Annotated in this window: 16 protein-coding genes and 1 pseudogene; 8 read left to right on the top strand and 9 right to left on the bottom strand. The window is 70.9% G+C overall.

What is annotated here, in order from left to right:
• Positions 1–218 precede the first annotated feature (218 nt).
• Complete coding sequence (locus ACFYOS_RS22495) at positions 219–1,049, top strand: 1,4-dihydroxy-6-naphthoate synthase (protein ID WP_387144816.1); 831 nt, start codon at positions 219–221, stop codon at positions 1,047–1,049.
• On the opposite strand, the gene ACFYOS_RS22490 is transcribed toward ACFYOS_RS22495, so the two are convergent.
• Both ACFYOS_RS22490 and ACFYOS_RS22485 read right to left on the bottom strand, forming a co-directional pair.
• The gene (locus ACFYOS_RS22490) at positions 1,010–1,396 is read right to left on the bottom strand and encodes a cold-shock protein (protein WP_088997128.1); all 387 of its coding nucleotides are present in this window, start codon (positions 1,394–1,396) and stop codon (positions 1,010–1,012) included. The two genes, ACFYOS_RS22495 and ACFYOS_RS22490, sit on opposite strands and share 40 nt — an antisense overlap.
• Before the next feature lie 27 nt (positions 1,397–1,423).
• Positions 1,424–2,047 (bottom strand): HAD family hydrolase, encoded by a 624-nt coding sequence (locus tag ACFYOS_RS22485; protein ID WP_387144813.1) that lies wholly within the window; start codon positions 2,045–2,047, stop codon positions 1,424–1,426.
• Positions 2,048–2,131: 84 nt separating this feature from the next.
• On the opposite strand from ACFYOS_RS22485, the gene ACFYOS_RS22480 reads away from it, so the two are divergent.
• Positions 2,132–4,606, top strand: coding sequence for a helicase-associated domain-containing protein (locus ACFYOS_RS22480; protein ID WP_387144810.1), 2,475 nt, complete (start codon positions 2,132–2,134; stop codon positions 4,604–4,606).
• Between the two features lie 4 nt (positions 4,607–4,610).
• Here the strand turns inward: ACFYOS_RS22480 and ACFYOS_RS22475 are convergent, their stop codons facing one another.
• A complete protein-coding gene (locus tag ACFYOS_RS22475; RefSeq protein WP_387144807.1) occupies positions 4,611–4,847 on the bottom strand; it encodes a hypothetical protein in 237 nt (78 codons plus the stop codon).
• Positions 4,848–4,939: 92 nt separating this feature from the next.
• Positions 4,940–5,797 (bottom strand): L,D-transpeptidase family protein, encoded by an 858-nt coding sequence (locus tag ACFYOS_RS22470; RefSeq protein WP_387144804.1) that lies wholly within the window; start codon positions 5,795–5,797, stop codon positions 4,940–4,942.
• A 174-nt stretch (positions 5,798–5,971) separates the two neighbouring features.
• On the opposite strand from ACFYOS_RS22470, the gene ACFYOS_RS22465 reads away from it, so the two are divergent.
• Together ACFYOS_RS22465 and ACFYOS_RS22460 are read left to right on the top strand one after the other, a co-directional pair.
• On the top strand, positions 5,972–7,651 hold the full coding sequence (locus ACFYOS_RS22465) for a DNA repair helicase XPB (protein WP_387144801.1): 1,680 nt from the start codon (positions 5,972–5,974) through the stop codon (positions 7,649–7,651).
• Positions 7,652–7,789: 138 nt separating this feature from the next.
• Positions 7,790–9,025: a hypothetical protein gene (locus ACFYOS_RS22460; RefSeq protein ID WP_387144798.1), complete on the top strand. Its 1,236-nt coding sequence runs from the start codon at positions 7,790–7,792 to the stop codon at positions 9,023–9,025.
• 50 nt (positions 9,026–9,075) lie between these two features.
• Here ACFYOS_RS22460 and ACFYOS_RS22455 read toward each other — a convergent pair whose 3' ends face one another.
• The 3 genes from ACFYOS_RS22455 to ACFYOS_RS22445 all read right to left on the bottom strand — a co-directional run bounded on the left by ACFYOS_RS22455 (position 9,076) and on the right by ACFYOS_RS22445 (position 11,686).
• Positions 9,076–9,858 carry a hypothetical protein gene (locus ACFYOS_RS22455; RefSeq protein ID WP_387144795.1) on the bottom strand — a complete coding sequence of 261 codons (783 nt, stop codon included), beginning with the start codon at positions 9,856–9,858 and terminating at the stop codon, positions 9,076–9,078.
• The gene (locus tag ACFYOS_RS22450; protein ID WP_387144792.1) at positions 9,858–10,361 is read right to left on the bottom strand and encodes a sigma-70 family RNA polymerase sigma factor; all 504 of its coding nucleotides are present in this window, start codon (positions 10,359–10,361) and stop codon (positions 9,858–9,860) included. Before ACFYOS_RS22450 ends, ACFYOS_RS22455 begins: the two co-directional genes overlap by 1 nt.
• Before the next feature lie 383 nt (positions 10,362–10,744).
• A complete protein-coding gene (locus ACFYOS_RS22445) occupies positions 10,745–11,686 on the bottom strand; it encodes an RNA polymerase sigma-70 factor (protein ID WP_387144789.1) in 942 nt (313 codons plus the stop codon).
• Positions 11,687–11,869: 183 nt separating this feature from the next.
• Here ACFYOS_RS22445 and ACFYOS_RS22440 point away from each other — a divergent pair, with 183 nt between their 5' ends.
• From ACFYOS_RS22440 to ACFYOS_RS22430, 3 genes are all read left to right on the top strand, one after another.
• Positions 11,870–12,355, top strand: a complete 486-nt coding sequence (locus ACFYOS_RS22440) for a carboxymuconolactone decarboxylase family protein (protein ID WP_387144786.1) — start codon at positions 11,870–11,872, stop codon at positions 12,353–12,355.
• Between the two features lie 253 nt (positions 12,356–12,608).
• Positions 12,609–13,649, top strand: a complete 1,041-nt coding sequence (locus tag ACFYOS_RS22435) for a mechanosensitive ion channel family protein (protein WP_387144783.1) — start codon at positions 12,609–12,611, stop codon at positions 13,647–13,649.
• Between the two features lie 102 nt (positions 13,650–13,751).
• A complete protein-coding gene (locus ACFYOS_RS22430) occupies positions 13,752–14,069 on the top strand; it encodes a hypothetical protein (protein WP_387144780.1) in 318 nt (105 codons plus the stop codon).
• Positions 14,070–14,189: 120 nt separating this feature from the next.
• Here ACFYOS_RS22430 and ACFYOS_RS22425 read toward each other — a convergent pair whose 3' ends face one another.
• Entirely contained in the window at positions 14,190–14,324 is a 135-nt protein-coding gene (locus ACFYOS_RS22425; RefSeq protein ID WP_387145087.1) for a hypothetical protein, read from the bottom strand.
• 12 nt (positions 14,325–14,336) lie between these two features.
• Between ACFYOS_RS22425 and ACFYOS_RS22420 the strand changes: the two are divergent.
• A pseudogene (locus ACFYOS_RS22420) lies at positions 14,337–14,468 on the top strand (GntR family transcriptional regulator); the annotation flags it as partial.
• A gap of 122 nt (positions 14,469–14,590) precedes the next feature.
• Here the strand turns inward: ACFYOS_RS22420 and ACFYOS_RS22415 are convergent.
• Positions 14,591–15,787: a low temperature requirement protein A gene (locus ACFYOS_RS22415; protein ID WP_387144777.1), complete on the bottom strand. Its 1,197-nt coding sequence runs from the start codon at positions 15,785–15,787 to the stop codon at positions 14,591–14,593.
• Between the last annotated feature and the right edge of the window lie 424 nt (positions 15,788–16,211).

Below are 16,211 nucleotides of genomic sequence, written 5' to 3'. Positions count from 1 at the left end.
CCTGCCTGGCCCGGCGAACAGCGCGAGCCTTGGCGGTCCAGCGAGCACCGCGCAACGGTGGGGCCGGCAGGGGGCCGGCGGCGGCACAGCGGCAGGGCCGGCAGGGGGCCCCGCTGGCGGCACAGCGGCAGGTCCGGCGGGGGGCCCGGTGGCGGCACAGCGGCGGGTGGGCGGGGACGGGGTGCGGGTGGTCGGGAGGGCGGCGTTACGGTGGGGGCGTGGCGCTCTCCCTGGCGATCTCCCCCTGCCCCAACGACACCTTCGTCTTCGACGCCCTGGTGCACGGCCGGGTGCCGGGTGCCCCGCCGGTGGAGGTGACCTACGCCGACGTGGACGTCACCAACACCGCCGCCGAGCGCGGGGCGTTCGACCTGGTGAAGGTGAGCTACGCGGCGCTGCCCTGGCTGCTCGACGACTACCACCTGCTGCCCTGTGGCGGTGCCCTGGGCCGGGGATGCGGGCCGCTGGTGCTGACCCGGGGGGACCGGACCGACCTGTCGGGCGCGACCGTGGCGGTGCCGGGCGAGCGGACCACGGCGTACCTGCTCTTCCGGCTCTGGTCGGCCGAGCGGCCGCCGGCGCGGATCGAGGTGGTGCCGTTCCACGAGATCATGCCGGGCGTCGCCGCCGGCCGGTACGACGCCGGGCTGGTGATCCACGAGGCGCGCTTCACCTACCCGCGGCACGGGCTGACCGCCCTGGTCGACCTCGGCGAGTGGTGGGAGGGCGACACCGGCCTGCCGATCCCGCTCGGCGCGATCCTCGCCCGCAAGGGCGCGGTCGACCCGGTCGAGGCCGCCGCCTGGATCCGCGAGTCGGTACGCCAGGCCTGGGCCGACCCGGAGGCCAGCCGCGAGTACGTCCTCTCCCACGCGCAGGAGATGGAGCCCGACGTGGTGGACCAGCACATCGGCCTCTACGTCAACGAGTTCACCGCCGACCTGGGAGAGGCCGGCTTCGCCGCCGTCGAGGCGCTGCTGGGCCGGGCCGCCGACGCCGGGCTCGTCCCTCAGACCTCCAGCTCGCGCGCCACCGCGTGGACCAGCTGAGCGATCTTCTGCGCGGTCTTCCGGTCCGGGAAGCGACCCCGGCGCAGGTCCGGCTGGACCTTCGCCTCCAGCACCTTGATCATGTCCTCGACCAGGCCGTGCAGCTCCTCGGCCGGCCGCCGGCGCAGCTCCGCCACGGACGGCGGCGCCTCCAGCAGCTTGACCCCCATCGCCTGGGCGCCCCGGCGGCTGTCGACCACGCTGAAATCGACCCGCTGGCCGCCCTTCAGGTCGGTGACACCCGCCGGTAGCGCGCCCTTCGGCAGGAACACGTCGCCACCCTCGTCACTGGTGACGAACCCGTATCCCTTGGCCGCGTCATACCACTTCACTCGACCCGTCGGCACCTGAAACCCCTGCTTCGCTCGAGACAACTACCCCTTCAAGGCTAGCTGGATGATCCGGTCCAGCGCCCCCGGGAATTCGGTGAGATCGTCCAGCACCAGATGGGCACCGGCCACCCGCAGTTCGTCCCGGGAACAGGGTCCGGTCGCCACTCCCACACCCGCGATTCCCGCCGTTTTCGCCGCGGTCATGTCGGCCACGTGGTCGCCCACGTAGAGGGTGGCGCCGTGCTCCCGCAGCGCGGTCGCCTTCTGCTCGGCGAAGAGGTCGCCGGCCAGCTCGTCGACGGCCAACCCGAGGTGGTCCAGGTGCAGCTTGGCCAGCCGGCCGATCTTGGAGGTCACCACCATGACCCGGCCGCCGCGGGCGTGCACCGCGTCGATCGCGTCCGGCGCGCCGGGCATCGGCAGCGTCGGAGTGATCGCGTACGCCGGGTAGAGCTCGCGGTACGCGACGACCGCCTCCTCCACCCGCTCCGGCGGGAACCAGTGCGCGATCTCGGTGCGCAACGGCGGCCCGAGCCGGGAGACCGCCAGCTCGGCGTCCACGTGCACACCGGTCATCGCGGTCAGGGCCCGGTAGGCGGCGGCGATGCCGGGGCGCGAGTCGACCAGGGTCATGTCGAGGTCGAAGCCGACCATCAGTGGGGGCATGCGGAGAACGTACCCGCCCAAGCCGGACCGAGGCGGACGTCCGAGGGGCGCGACAGCCCTCCGCCGGGCTAGCGTGGAAAGACGATGACCACCTCACTCGCCGACCACCTGCGGACCCTTCCCGACGAGTCCCTCGCCGCCCTCCTCCAGCTGCGGCCGGACCTCGTCGTACCGGTGCCGGCCGACATCTCCGCCCTCGCCATCCGCGCCCAGTCGCGGGTCTCCGTGGCCCGGGCGCTCGACGGGCTGGACCAGTTCACCCTCCAGATCCTGGACGCCGCCCGGCTCACCCGGGACCCGGAGGGCGGCGGCACCTCCACCGACGCCATCCTGGCGATGGCCACCGCCGGCCCGCACCCGCCCGCGCCCACCGCCGTCCGCAGCAGGTTGGACCGGCTCCGCGCGCTCTTCCTGCTGTACGGCCCGGAGCACGACCTACGCGTGGTGGGCGGCGTCGACGAGGTGGCCCCGTACCCGGCGGGCCTGGGCCGGCCGGCGGCGGACCTGGACCCGCGGACGGCGGCCCTCTGCGCGGACCCGGCGAAGCTGCGGCGGACGCTGCTGGCCGCGCCGCCCTCCGCCCGGGCGATCCTGGACCGGCTCGCCGCCGGCCCGCCGGTCGGCACCGTGGCCCCGGGCGCGCTGGAGGCCCCCGCCACCGGCGCCGAGGACGTCCTCCCGCCGGACCTGGTCAACGGCGGGGCACCCACCGGCTCCCCGATCCGCTGGCTGGTCGAGCACCGGCTGCTCGTCCGGGTGTCCGGCGGCAAGGGCGCCGCGGGCACCGTCGAACTCCCCCGCGAGGTGGCGCTGCTGCTGCGCCGGGACAGCGGTCCGCTGGGCCCGCTGCGCACCAGCCCGCCGGAGGTGACGAGCCCGGCCCGCGAGGCGAAGTCCGCGGACTCCGCCGGGGCCGGGCAGACCATGGAGGTGGTCCGGCACACCGAGGCGCTGCTGGAGAGCCTGGCCGCCGAGCCGGCCCCGGTGCTGCGCTCCGGCGGCGTCGGCGTGCGGGACCTGCGTCGGCTGGCCCGGGGCCTCGGGCTGGAGGACGCCACCACCGCCCTGCTCTTCGAGGTGGCGTACGCGGCCGGGCTGGTCGGCGAGCTGGAGCTGACCGGCGCCGTCACCACCCGCGCCGGCGGTGACCAGCAGATCCTGCCCACCGGCGGGTACGAGGTGTGGCGGGCCGCCTCGCTCGCTCAGCGCTGGGAGCAGCTGGCCCGGGCCTGGCTGACCATGACCCGCCAGGCGGGCCTGGTCGGGCAGCGCGACGACCGGGACCGGCCGATCACGGTGCTCTCCGCCGAGGCGGAACGGGCCGGCGCGCCCGGGGCCCGGCGCTCGGTGCTCGCCGTGCTGGCCGACCTGCCGCCGGCGACCGCCCCGACCACCGACGAGGTGCTGGAGCTGCTGGACTGGCGGGCGCCCCGGCGGGCCCGGGGGCGGGAGGCCGCGCACCGGGAGGTGCTGGCCGAGGCGGCCCAGCTCGGGGTGACCGGGCTCGGCGCGCTCACCTCGTACGGGCGGCTGCTGCTCGGCGAGCTGACCGAGGCCGACGAGCGGCCGGACGACCCGCTGGGGCTGCGCGCCGAGGCCGAGTCGGGCGAGCCGTCCACCGCCGCACGGGCACTGGACGCGCTGCTGCCCGCCCCGGTCGACCACTTCCTTGTGCAGGCCGACCTGACCGTGGTGGTGCCCGGGCCGCCCGACCCGGCGCTCGCCGCCGAACTGGACGTGGTGGCCGAGCACGAGTCGGCCGGCGGGGCGAGCGTGCATCGGGTCACCCCGGCCAGCGTCCGGCGGGCCCTGGACGCCGGCTACTCGGCCGACGACCTGCACACCCTGTTCCGCCGCCGGTCCCGCACGCCGGTGCCGCAGGGGTTGACGTACCTGGTGGACGACGTGGCCCGCAAGCACGGCGGGCTGCGGGTCGGCTCGGCCGGCGGGTACGTGCGCAGCGACGACGAGGCGCTGCTCACCGAGGTGCAGGCCGACAAGCGGCTGGAGGCGCTGGCGTTCCGCCGGCTGGCTCCGACGGTGCTCGTCACCCCGTATCAGGTGCAGCGGATGCTGACCGCGCTGCGCGACGCCGGGTATGCACCGGTGCCGGAGGACGCCAGCGGCTCCGCGGTGCTCTCCCGGCCGAAGACCCGGCGGGCGCCGGTCCGGGTGCCGGCCGCCGCCCGCAACCTGGACCCCCTGGCGGCGCCCCGGCTGCCGCTGCCCCGCCTGCTCGGCGTGGTGGAGCAGATCCGGCGCGGCGAGGCGGCGGCGCGGGCGGCCCGGCGGGCCCCGGCGGTGGTCCGCGGCAGCGCGGCGCGTACCGGTCCGGTGCCGGCACACACCCACAGCGACGCCCTCGCGGTGCTCCAGCAGGCGGTCCGGGACAAGGCGCTGGTCTGGGTGGGCTACGTCGACGCGCACGGGGCGACCGCCTCCCGGCTGGTCCGGCCGGTGTCGATCGGGGCGGGCTACCTGCGCGCCGAGGACGAGCGCACGGAGATGCTGCACACCTTCGCACTGCACCGGATCACGGCGGCGGTGCTGGAGGACTAAGCGGTCACCCTCCGTTGTGGCGGAACGCGCCGACCACCGACACGGCCAGCAGCAGCGCGAAGCCCGCGCCGGCCGACTCGCCGAACGAGTCGACGAAGCCCTGCCGCTGCACCAGCAGTCCGAACAGGAACCAGCCGAGCAGGCCGACGGCGGCGGCCGCGTACCCGACCAGGGCCGCGGTGGACACATCGTGTCCGGCGGCCCGGTCCTCCTCGGGGAGCACGTCCTGGTCGACCGTCATGGCAGCCCCTCCCGCGCCGTCCGGAACCGACTTCCAGCGTGGCACCGAACGGGTCAGGCGGACCAGGGGATAAATCCCTGATCCGGGCGGGTTCAGGTGCCGGGGCGGCGACCGAAAACGGACACCCGGGTGCCGATCGAACCCAGCTCCCAGAGGCGTACCGCGTCGCGGTGCAGCAGATTGACGCAGCCGTGCGAGCCGATCGACCCGTTGTGCAGGTAGGTGGTGGTCTCGTGGAAGCCGATCCCGCCGTTGAACTGCTGCCAGTAGGGCAGCCACACCTCGTACGGGTTGGACCACTCCTTCAGGTTCCGCCCGCCCACGTGGTAGGTGCCGGACGGGGTCGCGAACCCGGCCATGCCGGTGCGGGTGACCGTCGGACCCATCACGACCTTGCCGCCGCGCATGGCCCAGACGGTCTGGTGGGTCAGGTCGACGCAGAAGGTGAGGCCGGAGCCGGTCCGGCAGCGGTGCACGTCGGTGTTGGCCAGCCGCTTCGCCACGTCGTACGTGGTGGTGCCGGCGCGACCGGCGGCGGGGCTGATCCCGTAGCGGCGCTGGAACTTCTTGATCGCGGTGCAGTCGGCGGCGGACTGCTTCCCGTCCACGGTCACCTTGCCGAACCCGCCCAGCCGGGCCAGGTACGTCTCGACGGCCCGCTGGTGCTCGCCCTGGGGGCAGCCGGCGGGCTTGCTCGGCTTCGGTTTCGGCGCCGTCGACCGGTTGGGCGTCGGGGTGGCCGTCCGGCTCGGCGGCGTGGACGGGGTCGCCGTCCGCTGGTCGGGCGTGGGCGTTGCGCTCGCCCCCGATACCTGTTCCGTCAGGCCGACGGGATCCGGGGCGGCCGCCCCGGATCCCTCGTCCTGCGGACCGAGCGCGCACGCACCGACGCCGACCAGTACGACCGCTGCCAGGGTGACGACCCGGGCGGCGAATCGGACACGCTTCATGGGTCCTCCCCCTGGACAGTTGTCCTCCTTCCTAGACGTATGAGATCCACGTCCCGTTGCCTGTCCGGCGTGACATTTTTCGGACACCTCCGCGCGTGCAACACTGGATGGTCCGCCTCCGGCAGGTCAGCCGGCATGCGGGCGACGAATCCGGCATAGGGAGAGGACGCTGGCGTGAGCGGTGGACCACTGATCGTGCAGTCGGACAAGACCCTGCTGCTGGAGGTCGACCATCCCGACGCGCAGGCCTGTCGGATGGCCATCGCGCCCTTCGCCGAGCTGGAACGCTCGCCGGAGCACGTGCACACCTACCGGCTCACCCCGCTCGGCCTGTGGAACGCCCGGGCCGCCGGCCACGACGCCGAGGGCGTGGTCGACGCCCTGATCAAATACTCCCGTTACCCGGTGCCGCACGCGCTGCTGGTCGACGTGGCCGAGACCATGGACCGGTACGGCCGGCTCCAGCTCGCCAACGACCCCGTGCACGGCCTGGTGCTGCGCGCCCTGGACCGGGTGGTGCTGGTCGAGGTCGCCAAGAGCAAGAAGCTCGCCGGCATGCTCGGCAACAAGGTCGACGACGACACCATCCAGGTGCACCCGTCCGAGCGGGGCCGGCTCAAGCAGGCGCTGCTGAAGCTCGGCTGGCCCGCCGAGGACCTGGCCGGGTACGTCGACGGCGAGGCGCACCCGATCGAGCTGGCCGAGTCCGGCAAGGACGGCCGCAAGCCGTGGACGCTGCGGTCGTACCAGCGGGAGGCCGTGGAGGCGTTCTGGGCCGGCGGGTCCGGCGTGGTGGTGCTGCCCTGCGGCGCCGGTAAGACGCTGGTCGGGGCGGCGGCGATGGCCGAGGCGAAGGCGACCACGCTGATCCTGGTCACCAACACGGTCGCCGGCCGGCAGTGGAAGCGGGAGCTGATCGCCCGCACCTCGCTGACCGAGGAGGAGATCGGCGAGTACTCGGGTGAGCGCAAGGAGATCCGCCCGGTCACCATCGCCACGTACCAGGTGCTCACCTCGCGGCGCGGCGGCGCGTTCACCCACCTGGACCTGTTCGGGGCCCGCGACTGGGGCCTGGTCATCTACGACGAGGTCCACCTGCTGCCCGCGCCGATCTTCCGGTTCACCGCGGACCTCCAGGCCCGCCGCCGGCTCGGGCTGACCGCCACCCTGGTCCGCGAGGACGGCCGCGAGGGCGACGTGTTCAGCCTGATCGGCCCCAAGCGGTACGACGCGCCGTGGAAGGACATCGAGTCGCAGGGCTGGATCGCGCCGGCCGACTGCACCGAGGTACGGGTCACCCTGACCGACGCCGAGCGGATGGCGTACGCGACCGCGGAGGCCGAGGAGCGCTACCGGATGGCGGCGACCGCCCGCACCAAGCTGCCGGTGGTGAAGGCCCTCGTCGACCGGCACCCGGACGAGCAGGTACTCGTGATCGGCGGGTACATCGACCAACTGCACCAGCTCGGCGAATACCTGGACGCGCCGATCGTGCAGGGCTCCACCACCAACAAGGAGCGGGAGCGGCTTTTTGACGCATTCCGCTCCGGCGAGGTCCGCACCCTGGTCATCTCGAAGGTCGGCAACTTCTCCATCGACCTGCCCGAGGCGGCGGTGGCGATCCAGGTCTCCGGCACGTTCGGGTCGCGTCAGGAGGAGGCGCAGCGGTTGGGGCGGGTGCTCCGGCCGAAGTCCGACGGCCGGCAGGCGCACTTCTACACCGTCGTCTCCCGGGACACCATCGACACCGAGTACGCCGCACACCGGCAGCGCTTCCTCGCCGAGCAGGGGTACGCGTACACCATCGTGGACGCCGACGACGTCCTCGGCCCCAAGCTCCCCAGCGTGGACTGAGGCCGGCCCAGCCGCGAAACGACACCCGCCGACCCCGGTTCTCCTGTCGGCAACTGGACAGTTGGTTACTCCGGGGCAACGGAGACGTCACCCTCCGCCTTACCTTCCTCGATATTCGTCAATACGAGGAGGGCAAGGATGGCAAGAATCCGTACGTTCGCCACCGTGCTGCTGATGGCGACGGCCGTGTCGCTGACCGACGGCGGGTTGGCGCACGCTGAGCCGAGCGGTCTGACGTATGAGCAGATCGCCGCATTGCCGCAGGCGGAGCAGGCCCGCATTCTGGACCCGCTGCGCGCGGTGGCCCAGGCGGCGGACCAGGTCGGGAAGGCCGGCTGGTCGAGTCTCTACTCCGGTCTGGAAATCGACGCCTCTGCGGGCAAGGTCACCGTCTACCTGACCGATCTGAGCCGGCAGGGGGATTTCGTCGCCGCGGCGCGAAAGCAGGACTCGAAGGCCGACCTGCGGCTGGCCCGTTTCGCGCAAGGCGCGCACACCCTCGCCGAACTCAACGCCGCTCGGGACGCTCTGATGGTCGACCCGAACTCGAGGGACCTGACGATCGAGAGCGTGGCGATTCCGGCCGACGGCAGCAGCTTGCGAGTCCGGGCAATGGACGTGGCGCGTGCCCGGCACGGCTTGTCCGCCAGAACGGCGCGGCTGCAGTCGCTGGCCACCTCGGTGCCCGTCACCGTCGAACAGGCTGAGGCCGGGTCGGACAAGTCGCGGCTGCGCGACACACCTCAGTGGATCTCCGGGGAGGCGCTCACCCAGACCAGCGACCCCTCGTCGATCGTCTGGACCTGCACCTCCGGCCTCCCGGCGCGTCGCAACTCCGACGGCCGATCCTTCCTGATCACCGCTGCGCACTGCTACGGGGACGGCGCCACCGTGTACACCGGCTGGGAGAGCGGTGGCCGCAACAGGATCGGGACGGTGGCGCGGCGGGACAACCTCGACGACGCCATCGCCATCGACACCAGCAGCACCGGCACGACGGCCAGCCGGGAGTGGGACGGCAAGCGCCCCGGTCCATACCAGGTCCTCGACGTGACACTTTCCGCATTTTCGTACAACGGCGACCTGACCTGCCAGGACGGCTACACTTCGGGGATCGTCTGCGGCCTCAGGGTCAACAACGGGAACGTGACCTGGACCGGCAGCAACGGGGTGGTCCACCGCGGGGTCGAGGCGCACCAGGTCAACGGCACCACTGCGGCCCAACCAGGCGACAGTGGTGGCCTCGTCTTCGCTCTGCTGAGCGGGAACGTCCGCCAGGCCCGCGGCGTGAACAGCTACGCCGGCGGCACGATGCTCCGGTGGACCGAGGCGCCGTACATCTTCTCCAACTTCGGGATGACCCTCGCGCCGTGAGCTGATCGGCCGGGGCTGGTGCGCGGTGCCCTGTCGGCACCGCGCACTGCTCACCGGGACAACCGGGCCCGGCCGGTCAGCAGCGGGCCGGACAGGGCCGGGATGCCGATCGACAGGTGTCCCGAGCCGCCCTGGACCGACCCCTGGAGCACCACCACCTCGTACGCTTCGGGCTCGGACCAGATCTGGCGCCAGGTCAGGGACGGACAGAGCCGGTCGCGCGCCCCGAGATCGAGCTGTGCCGGACGCCGGGGCCCGACCTCGAACGCGTAGCCCACGGCATCGATGCCCTGGGGCTGCATGTCCCCCGGATCGTTCAACATCGGGCCGCCGCCGACGATGAGCCCGTCCCGGAGATACAGCACCTGGAACAGACTCGGCGGACTGGAGGTGACCTGGGTCGCGGCGGTGGCGGTGAAGGTGACGCCGAGCATGGGCCCGACGTCCTCGCTGCGGTACCTGGCGGTGCCCACCGTCATCCTGAGAACAGACCGGGTGCTTGCCGAGTCGGACAGGTCGAGCCGGCGGCCGCACATGAAAACCGGGGAGTCGGGCACTGGCGAGGCGACCGGGGACGTGACCGCCGTCGACGGATCGACCGACGCATCTCCCCCAGCCGCCCGCTCCGGTCGGGGGGTGCCGCCGAGACTCCCCACGACCGCGGTAACGGCCAGCACCGCGATCGCGGTCCCGGCGGTGGCGCCGACCAGCGCCCGGCGACGGCGACGGCGGCGGACCCGCCGTACGACAGGTGTCGCGTCGAGGCGGAGCGGCCCGGCTTGCGCCGCCACCACCTCCAGACCGTCGCGCAGCTGTGGCTCATCAGGCTGCATCAGTGCTCCTCCCGGGCAGGCTCGGGAGGCCCGAGCCGTTCGGCGAGCCGCGAGCGGGCCTCGTACAGGTACCGCTTCACGGCTCCGGGCTTGAGGTCGAGCAGGTCGGCGCACTCCTTCACCGGAAGGTCGAGGTAGTAGTACAGGACCACGGACGCCCGCTGCCGGGTGGACAACTCCCGCAGCGCGCGGCCGAGATCTCCCCGCAGGTCCGCGTGCGCCTGCTGATCCGGCTGCGGCTCCGGCGCCGCGAGCGGCTGGATCCGCCGCCAGAGGTTCCGCCGCCGCGCCCGGTCGAGGTACAAGCGCAGCATGACGGTGCGGACGTACCCCTCGACCTGGCCCACCTCGGTGCGTCGGGCCGAGCTGAACGTGCGAACGAGGGCCTCCTGAACCAGGTCCTCGGCCTCGCTGCTGTCACCGCACAGGAGGTAGCCGTACCGCTTGAGCGCAGTGCCCCGCTGCTGCACCAGCCCGGTGAGCACGCCTTCCCAACTCGTCACCCCGCCCCCTTCCTCCGCGTCGTTCGTATCGGGTCCCTGCCGCCCTATCAACAAGACGAACGAGCACGTCCGATGGTTGGGGTACCGGTGTCGGAAGTACCGGGACGTGTATGACAAGCCCGCAGCAGAGCCGCGTCAACACCTCCTCTTCTGGATCTGGCCACTTTTCGTGATCCGGACCGCCCTCCTTCGACTGACCGGCTTCAGTTAGGCGGCTCGTGCCGTTACTGTGCTCGTCCGGCGAGAAGCCAACGTGCGACGGGGACCTGGATCAGGACGCGGGTGCCCTCGGCGGCGACCGGAGCGATGCCGCCCTCCAGGGCAAGCGACACCCGGGGGTCTCGCGCCAGGTTACGTACCTTTTGTCCCGAGCCGCTCCGGACTCAGCGGCTCAGGACGGTCTCCCGAACCATGTGCGACAGCTTTTCGGGATTGCGCACGGCGTAGAGCCCGGTGATGAGGCCGTCGTCGATGCGCACGGCCAAGACCGTGTCGATCTCGCCGTCGAGCCGGACAACCAGCGCCGGGTAACCATTGACCTGTGCCGGACGCAGCGACGAGATGTCGGCGACCCTGCCCCACCCGCCAGCCAGCAGGCGGGCGACCTTGTCGGCCCCCACGATTGGCCGCGGGACGGCCTGCTTGACTCCGCCACCGTCGCCGAGGAGGACGACATCCGGTGCGAGGATGTCGAGCAGGCTCTGCAGATCGCCCGTTTCGACCGCCCGCTGAAACGCATCGAGCGCGTAGCGGGTCTCGGCCGCTGAAACGACGTGGCGCGGCCGGCGCGCCGCGACGTGTGCCCGTGCCCGGTGCGCGATCTGGCGGACCGCGGCCGGGCTCTTGTCGACGGCTTCGGCGATCTCGTCGTAGTCGACGTCGAACACCTCGCGCAGCACGAACACCGCCCGCTCGGTCGGCGTGAGTGTCTCCAGCACCAGCAGCATCGCCATCGAGACGCTGTCGGCCAACGCGACGTCCTCGGCCACGTCGGGCGCGGTGAGCAGCGGCTCGGGCAGCCAGGGGCCGACGTAGGACTCCTTGCGGCGGCCGAGCGTACGCAGCCGGGCGAGTGCCTGGCGGGTAGTGATCCGGACCAGGTAGGCACGCTGTTCGCGCACCGTGCCGAGATCGACACCCGCCCACCGCAACCAGGTTTCCTGCAGGACGTCCTCCGCGTCGGCGGCCGAGCCGAGCATCTCGTAGGCGACGGTGAACAGCAGGTTGCGGTGGGCGAGGAATGCCTCGGTCGCCGGATCCGGGCGGTCGTCGGGGCTGCTGCCCCTGCCACGATCATCAGCTTCGGTCTGCGACGTGCCCACCATCGGTGACTCCTGTTCCGTCTCGACTGTGTCACCCACCAGATGCCGGACCCCGCCGTTATGTGACACCGGCGCGTCACCGATGCGCCCGGTTGTGGCGGGCGTCACCTGACCGCGCTGTCACAGGAACCTGATCGCCGGCATCTCGTGTTCGTTCAGCAGAACAGCACGAGAGAGGACGGAATCATGGACGCCCGATTCAACATGTTCGACAACGAGATCGCCATGAAGTTCTTCAAGCGGTTCGCCAACGCCGGCATGGTGATCCAGCAGTCGCCGCTGCCGAAGTCCACGCAGGAGTTGGTGTCGCTGCGCGCCAGCCAGATCAACGGCTGCGGTTGGTGCATCGACATGCACACCAAGGAGGCCGCAGCCGCCGGTGAGACCTCGGTCCGGCTCAACCTGGTCGCCGCCTGGCGCGAGTCGACCGTCTTCACCGAGGCCGAGCAGGCCGCGCTGGCACTCGCCGAAGAGGGCACCCGACTCGCCGACGCCCACCAGGGCGTGTCCGACGAAACCTGGGCCCAGGTGCGCAAGCACTACGACGACGACCAGATCGCCGCACTGGTCTCCCTGGTCGCCCTGATCAACGCAGCCAACCGGCTCGCCGTGATCGTGCACCAGCAGGGGGGTTCCTACCAGCCCGGCATGTTCGCCGCCGCGTTCGACTGACTCGCGGACGAATCCGGCCCGGCCCAGGATCATTCGATCCGGGCCGGGCCCTTACCGCGCCGGCGATCGGGTGATGCGGATGCTCAGCCTGGATGCCCAGAACGGCGAAATCGTGCTGGACCCGGACATCCTTCGCCCTCGCATCCACGTCGGTTAGTCGTTGTCGCCCTGGGTACTCCCTTCTGTGGGTATCCCAGGGCGGAGGAAGCTGTCCGGCGACGCATGGCACGCGCCGTCCGTTGCGGTGCCGGCTTTGCTGCTGGCCCCGTTGGCGTTCGTGCGCACGGCGATGGTCGTGGTGGGAGCCGTCGCCGCGGGCTGGTTCGTGGGCTGGCTCATTGCCGTAGCCATCAACAAGGCGGCGAAGGAGCCCTACCGGTCGTTGTTGATGCCGACCTACCGTGCCTGCCGCCGCCTGACAATTCTCATCCTGGCCCTCGCCGCGCTGTACTTCACCCTGCGATACACCGGCCTGCCGCACGAATGGATGCCCCACGGCCGCAACGCGCTGCGCCTGATTTTGGTCCTTTTGATCGCTTGGCTGGTGGCCAAGGCGCTCCGCGTCACTGAGGCAGGAACCCTGCTACACCTCCCCCAGCACAGTAAGGATCCGGCCGTCCGGCGGACCCGCAACGAGATCCGGCTGCTCCGCAAGCTGGCCGGGGCGGCCGTCGCAGTGCTGGCGATCGGCTGGGTCCTGACCACCTTCGACGCCCTGCGGTCCTTCGGCGTGTCCCTGCTGACATCCGCCGCAGCCCTCGGCGTCATCGTCGGCCTCGCCGCCCGGAACACGCTCGGCAACGTCCTCGCCGGGCTCCAGGTGGTTGTCGCCCACGCCATGCAGGAAGACGACGTCGTCGTGGTGAACGACGAGTGGGGCCGGGTCGAGGAGGTAAGTCTCACCCACGTCGTTATGCGGATGTGGGACGAACGGCGGCTTACCCTGCCCACCACCTACTTCACCGAACGCCCTTTCCAAAACTTGACCCGACACGACGCGCGGGTGGTCAGCGAAGTCACCCTGCACTTGGATTTCACCGCCGAACTGAACGAGCTGCGGAGCGAGGCGCAACGTCTCCTGGAGGCGAACCCGCTGTGGGAACGCGACAACAAATGGCAACTACAGATGGTCGACGTAACACCGCAATCAGTCGCCGTCCAGCTACGCGCCTGGGCCGCAGACTCACCCAGCTCCTGGAACCTCGCGTGCGACATGCGAGAGGCCCTCACCACGTACGTCCGGGAGCGGCACCCTCAATGGCTCCCACGCACCCGCGGCGAGTATCACCCGTAATGCGCTCGCCCGGGAGGCTCGCTGCCTCCATCTCGTCCTCGCCTCGGCTGACGTCCTCAACCGCCCGTTGGCATCGCACAGGCAAGCGGACAAAATCGGCCCGTGGCTCACGAAGAAGACCTTCTCCGCTGCGAGGTGGTCGCGTGGGTCAGCCAGGACTTCCCGGGCTGGGTGCGCGTCCGCCTGGTCGACGCTGACGGGAAGTCGTGGTTCTTCGTCGACAAGGTCCCCGTCTTCACCGGCGGTCAGCTAAATGCCGACACTCGTCTGCCAGCACCAGTTCGCCTGCGATGCAGCATTGCCGGCCACGACGAACACGGTGCCCTAGTCATCTCCACCCAGCCGGATGGGGTCGAAGCAGAGGATGGCCAGACGCTGTTCCGGGTGCGCGAGAACCAGCTGGACCGACACACGGTTTAGGAAAGCACCCGCGCGGCCGTCGCTGACGCGGCGACCGACCGGTCCTGGCGCACCAGGTCAGGAAGACGCGCAGGTCGGAGTCGGTATGCAGCCAACGAAGCGGGCCGCTGTCGGGCGCGGTCACAGCAGGTCCGGGTTGAAGTGCTGGTACTGGGAGTAGAACAGGTGGAAGCAGTGGTGGAGGTTCTCCACGTCAAGCGCATCGGACTGGAGGTACTGGTCGGCCACCTTCTTCCAGCCGTCCGCACCGCCCACGTCGTCGGCGTACTCCCCAGCCGGCGAGAGTTGATCGAGCACTACGGCGTAACGGGGCCGATCATCGACCGCGCTATGCAGGTCCTACGGATCAAGGGGATGACCGATACGCCGCCCGGCGTGGGCATCTTCGTCGTCGAATAGGCTGCCGGACCCAGCCGCCGCGACTTACAAACGAGGGGTCGCGGTCCGACGATCGTGACCGCGGTCGTGGTGGGAGCCAGTGTCGGATGCGATCCGGAATCGCCTGCCTCGGTTGCTGTCTGTCAGCGTTGCTGTCGGGTTGACCCGGGCGGCGAGGGTGCCTCACCTGGGTGCTTTCGCTCTCGTATCGTGTCCCACGCCGCGATCCCGGCCAGCACGGTGGCTGCGGTGCTGGTGGCGATCAGCGGCGGCAGGCGGACCATCACCGGTGCCAGAGCGGCAAGCGCGAGAAGTCCGATGACCCGGGACGCGGACACCCGGGCGAACACGTCGTACTCGAGGCGGGACCGCCCGGCCAGGAACAGCGCGGGCCCACCCAGGATGACCGCGAGCCACAGCGCTTCCTCGTGTACGCCCGGATGGTGGATGACCAGTGCGTGGCCGACGCCGGTGGTGAGGATGCCGGTCACGATGATCAGGTGGGTGTGGAACGCAGACCGACCGAGGCGGGCTGGGCTGGGGATGGCATCCATGGCGGCGGGCAAAAGCGCCCCAGCGCGGTGGAAGTAGATTCGCCACATCAGCATCGTGGTGGCGAAGGACACGACGCTCGGCACCACCCGGTCGGGGGTGAACTGCTGGGCGAACGTCAATCCTGTGAGCAGGATCGTTTCGCCGAGCGCGATGACGATGAACTGCTGATAACGCTCGGCGATGTGCTCGCCGGCGACCTTCCAGTCGTCTATACGGGTGCGGCCAAGTCCCGGAACGGGCCAGCCGAGGACGAGCCCCGTGTAGTCCAGCGCCAACGCCAGCGTCCACAGGACCCCGCGCGCGGGACTCTGCGGGAAGAGAACCGCCCCGGCGATCCAGGGTGCGGCGGATACCGCTGCCCAGCAGAGTGCCCGCGCTGGGGTGTGCCGTTCACGGTCGTACCGGCCGAGCAGGAGGACGACGGGCTTGCCGAGTTGGATGGCGACGTAGGTGACCGCGAAGACCACGCCTCGATCGCCGAACGCAAAGGGCAGCGTAACCGCCATGATCATGGTGCCGAACATGACGAAGACGAGCACGAGCCGGATCGCCCATTTTCGCGGATCGAAGGCGCTGTGCACGATCGCCGCGCGGACCCAGGTCAACCAGAGGGCTAGCAGCAACAACGCCGTCTGACCGAGTTCTGGCAGAACGACCCGCCGCTGCGCGGTGAAGTCCACGATCAGCCGCTCCGAGATCCGGGTGAGCGCGAAGACATAAACCAGGTCGAGAAGGAGATCCCCCTCGCGGCCACGGAGCAGACCCCGCAAGCCACCGACCGTCATCTTCCGCCCGTTTCCGTCCGCCTCGCACCACTGTTCAGCGCAGTCGTACCACGCCGGTCAGGGCTTCCGACGCGGATAGGCGGAACCCTAGGCGGCTGACTAATCCGGTGCTACATCCTCTCGGCGGGCCCCCGCCCGGCACCGTGTCGCGCACAGCCAACGATTGACGACCCAGGTCAAGGGCTCGCAGTTGATCGTCTACCCGGATGCCCCGCACGGCATCACCGAGGCACAAGGACCAACTCGGCCGCGACGTGCTGGAGTTCGGACCCCCTTGCCGACTCTTCTACGACGCCCGGTAGTATTTACTACGTCTCGTAGTATCATCCCTGAAGGGATACGTCAAGTGAGCACCATCGTCCTCATCCACGGCCTCTGGCTCACCCCGCGCAGCTGGGAACACTGGGTCCCGTACTACGAGAGC

This window comes from Micromonospora sp. NPDC005806 (genome assembly GCF_042871425.1).
Classification (GTDB): domain Bacteria; phylum Actinomycetota; class Actinomycetes; order Mycobacteriales; family Micromonosporaceae; genus Micromonospora.
This window is presented reverse-complemented; position numbering and strand designations above follow the sequence as displayed.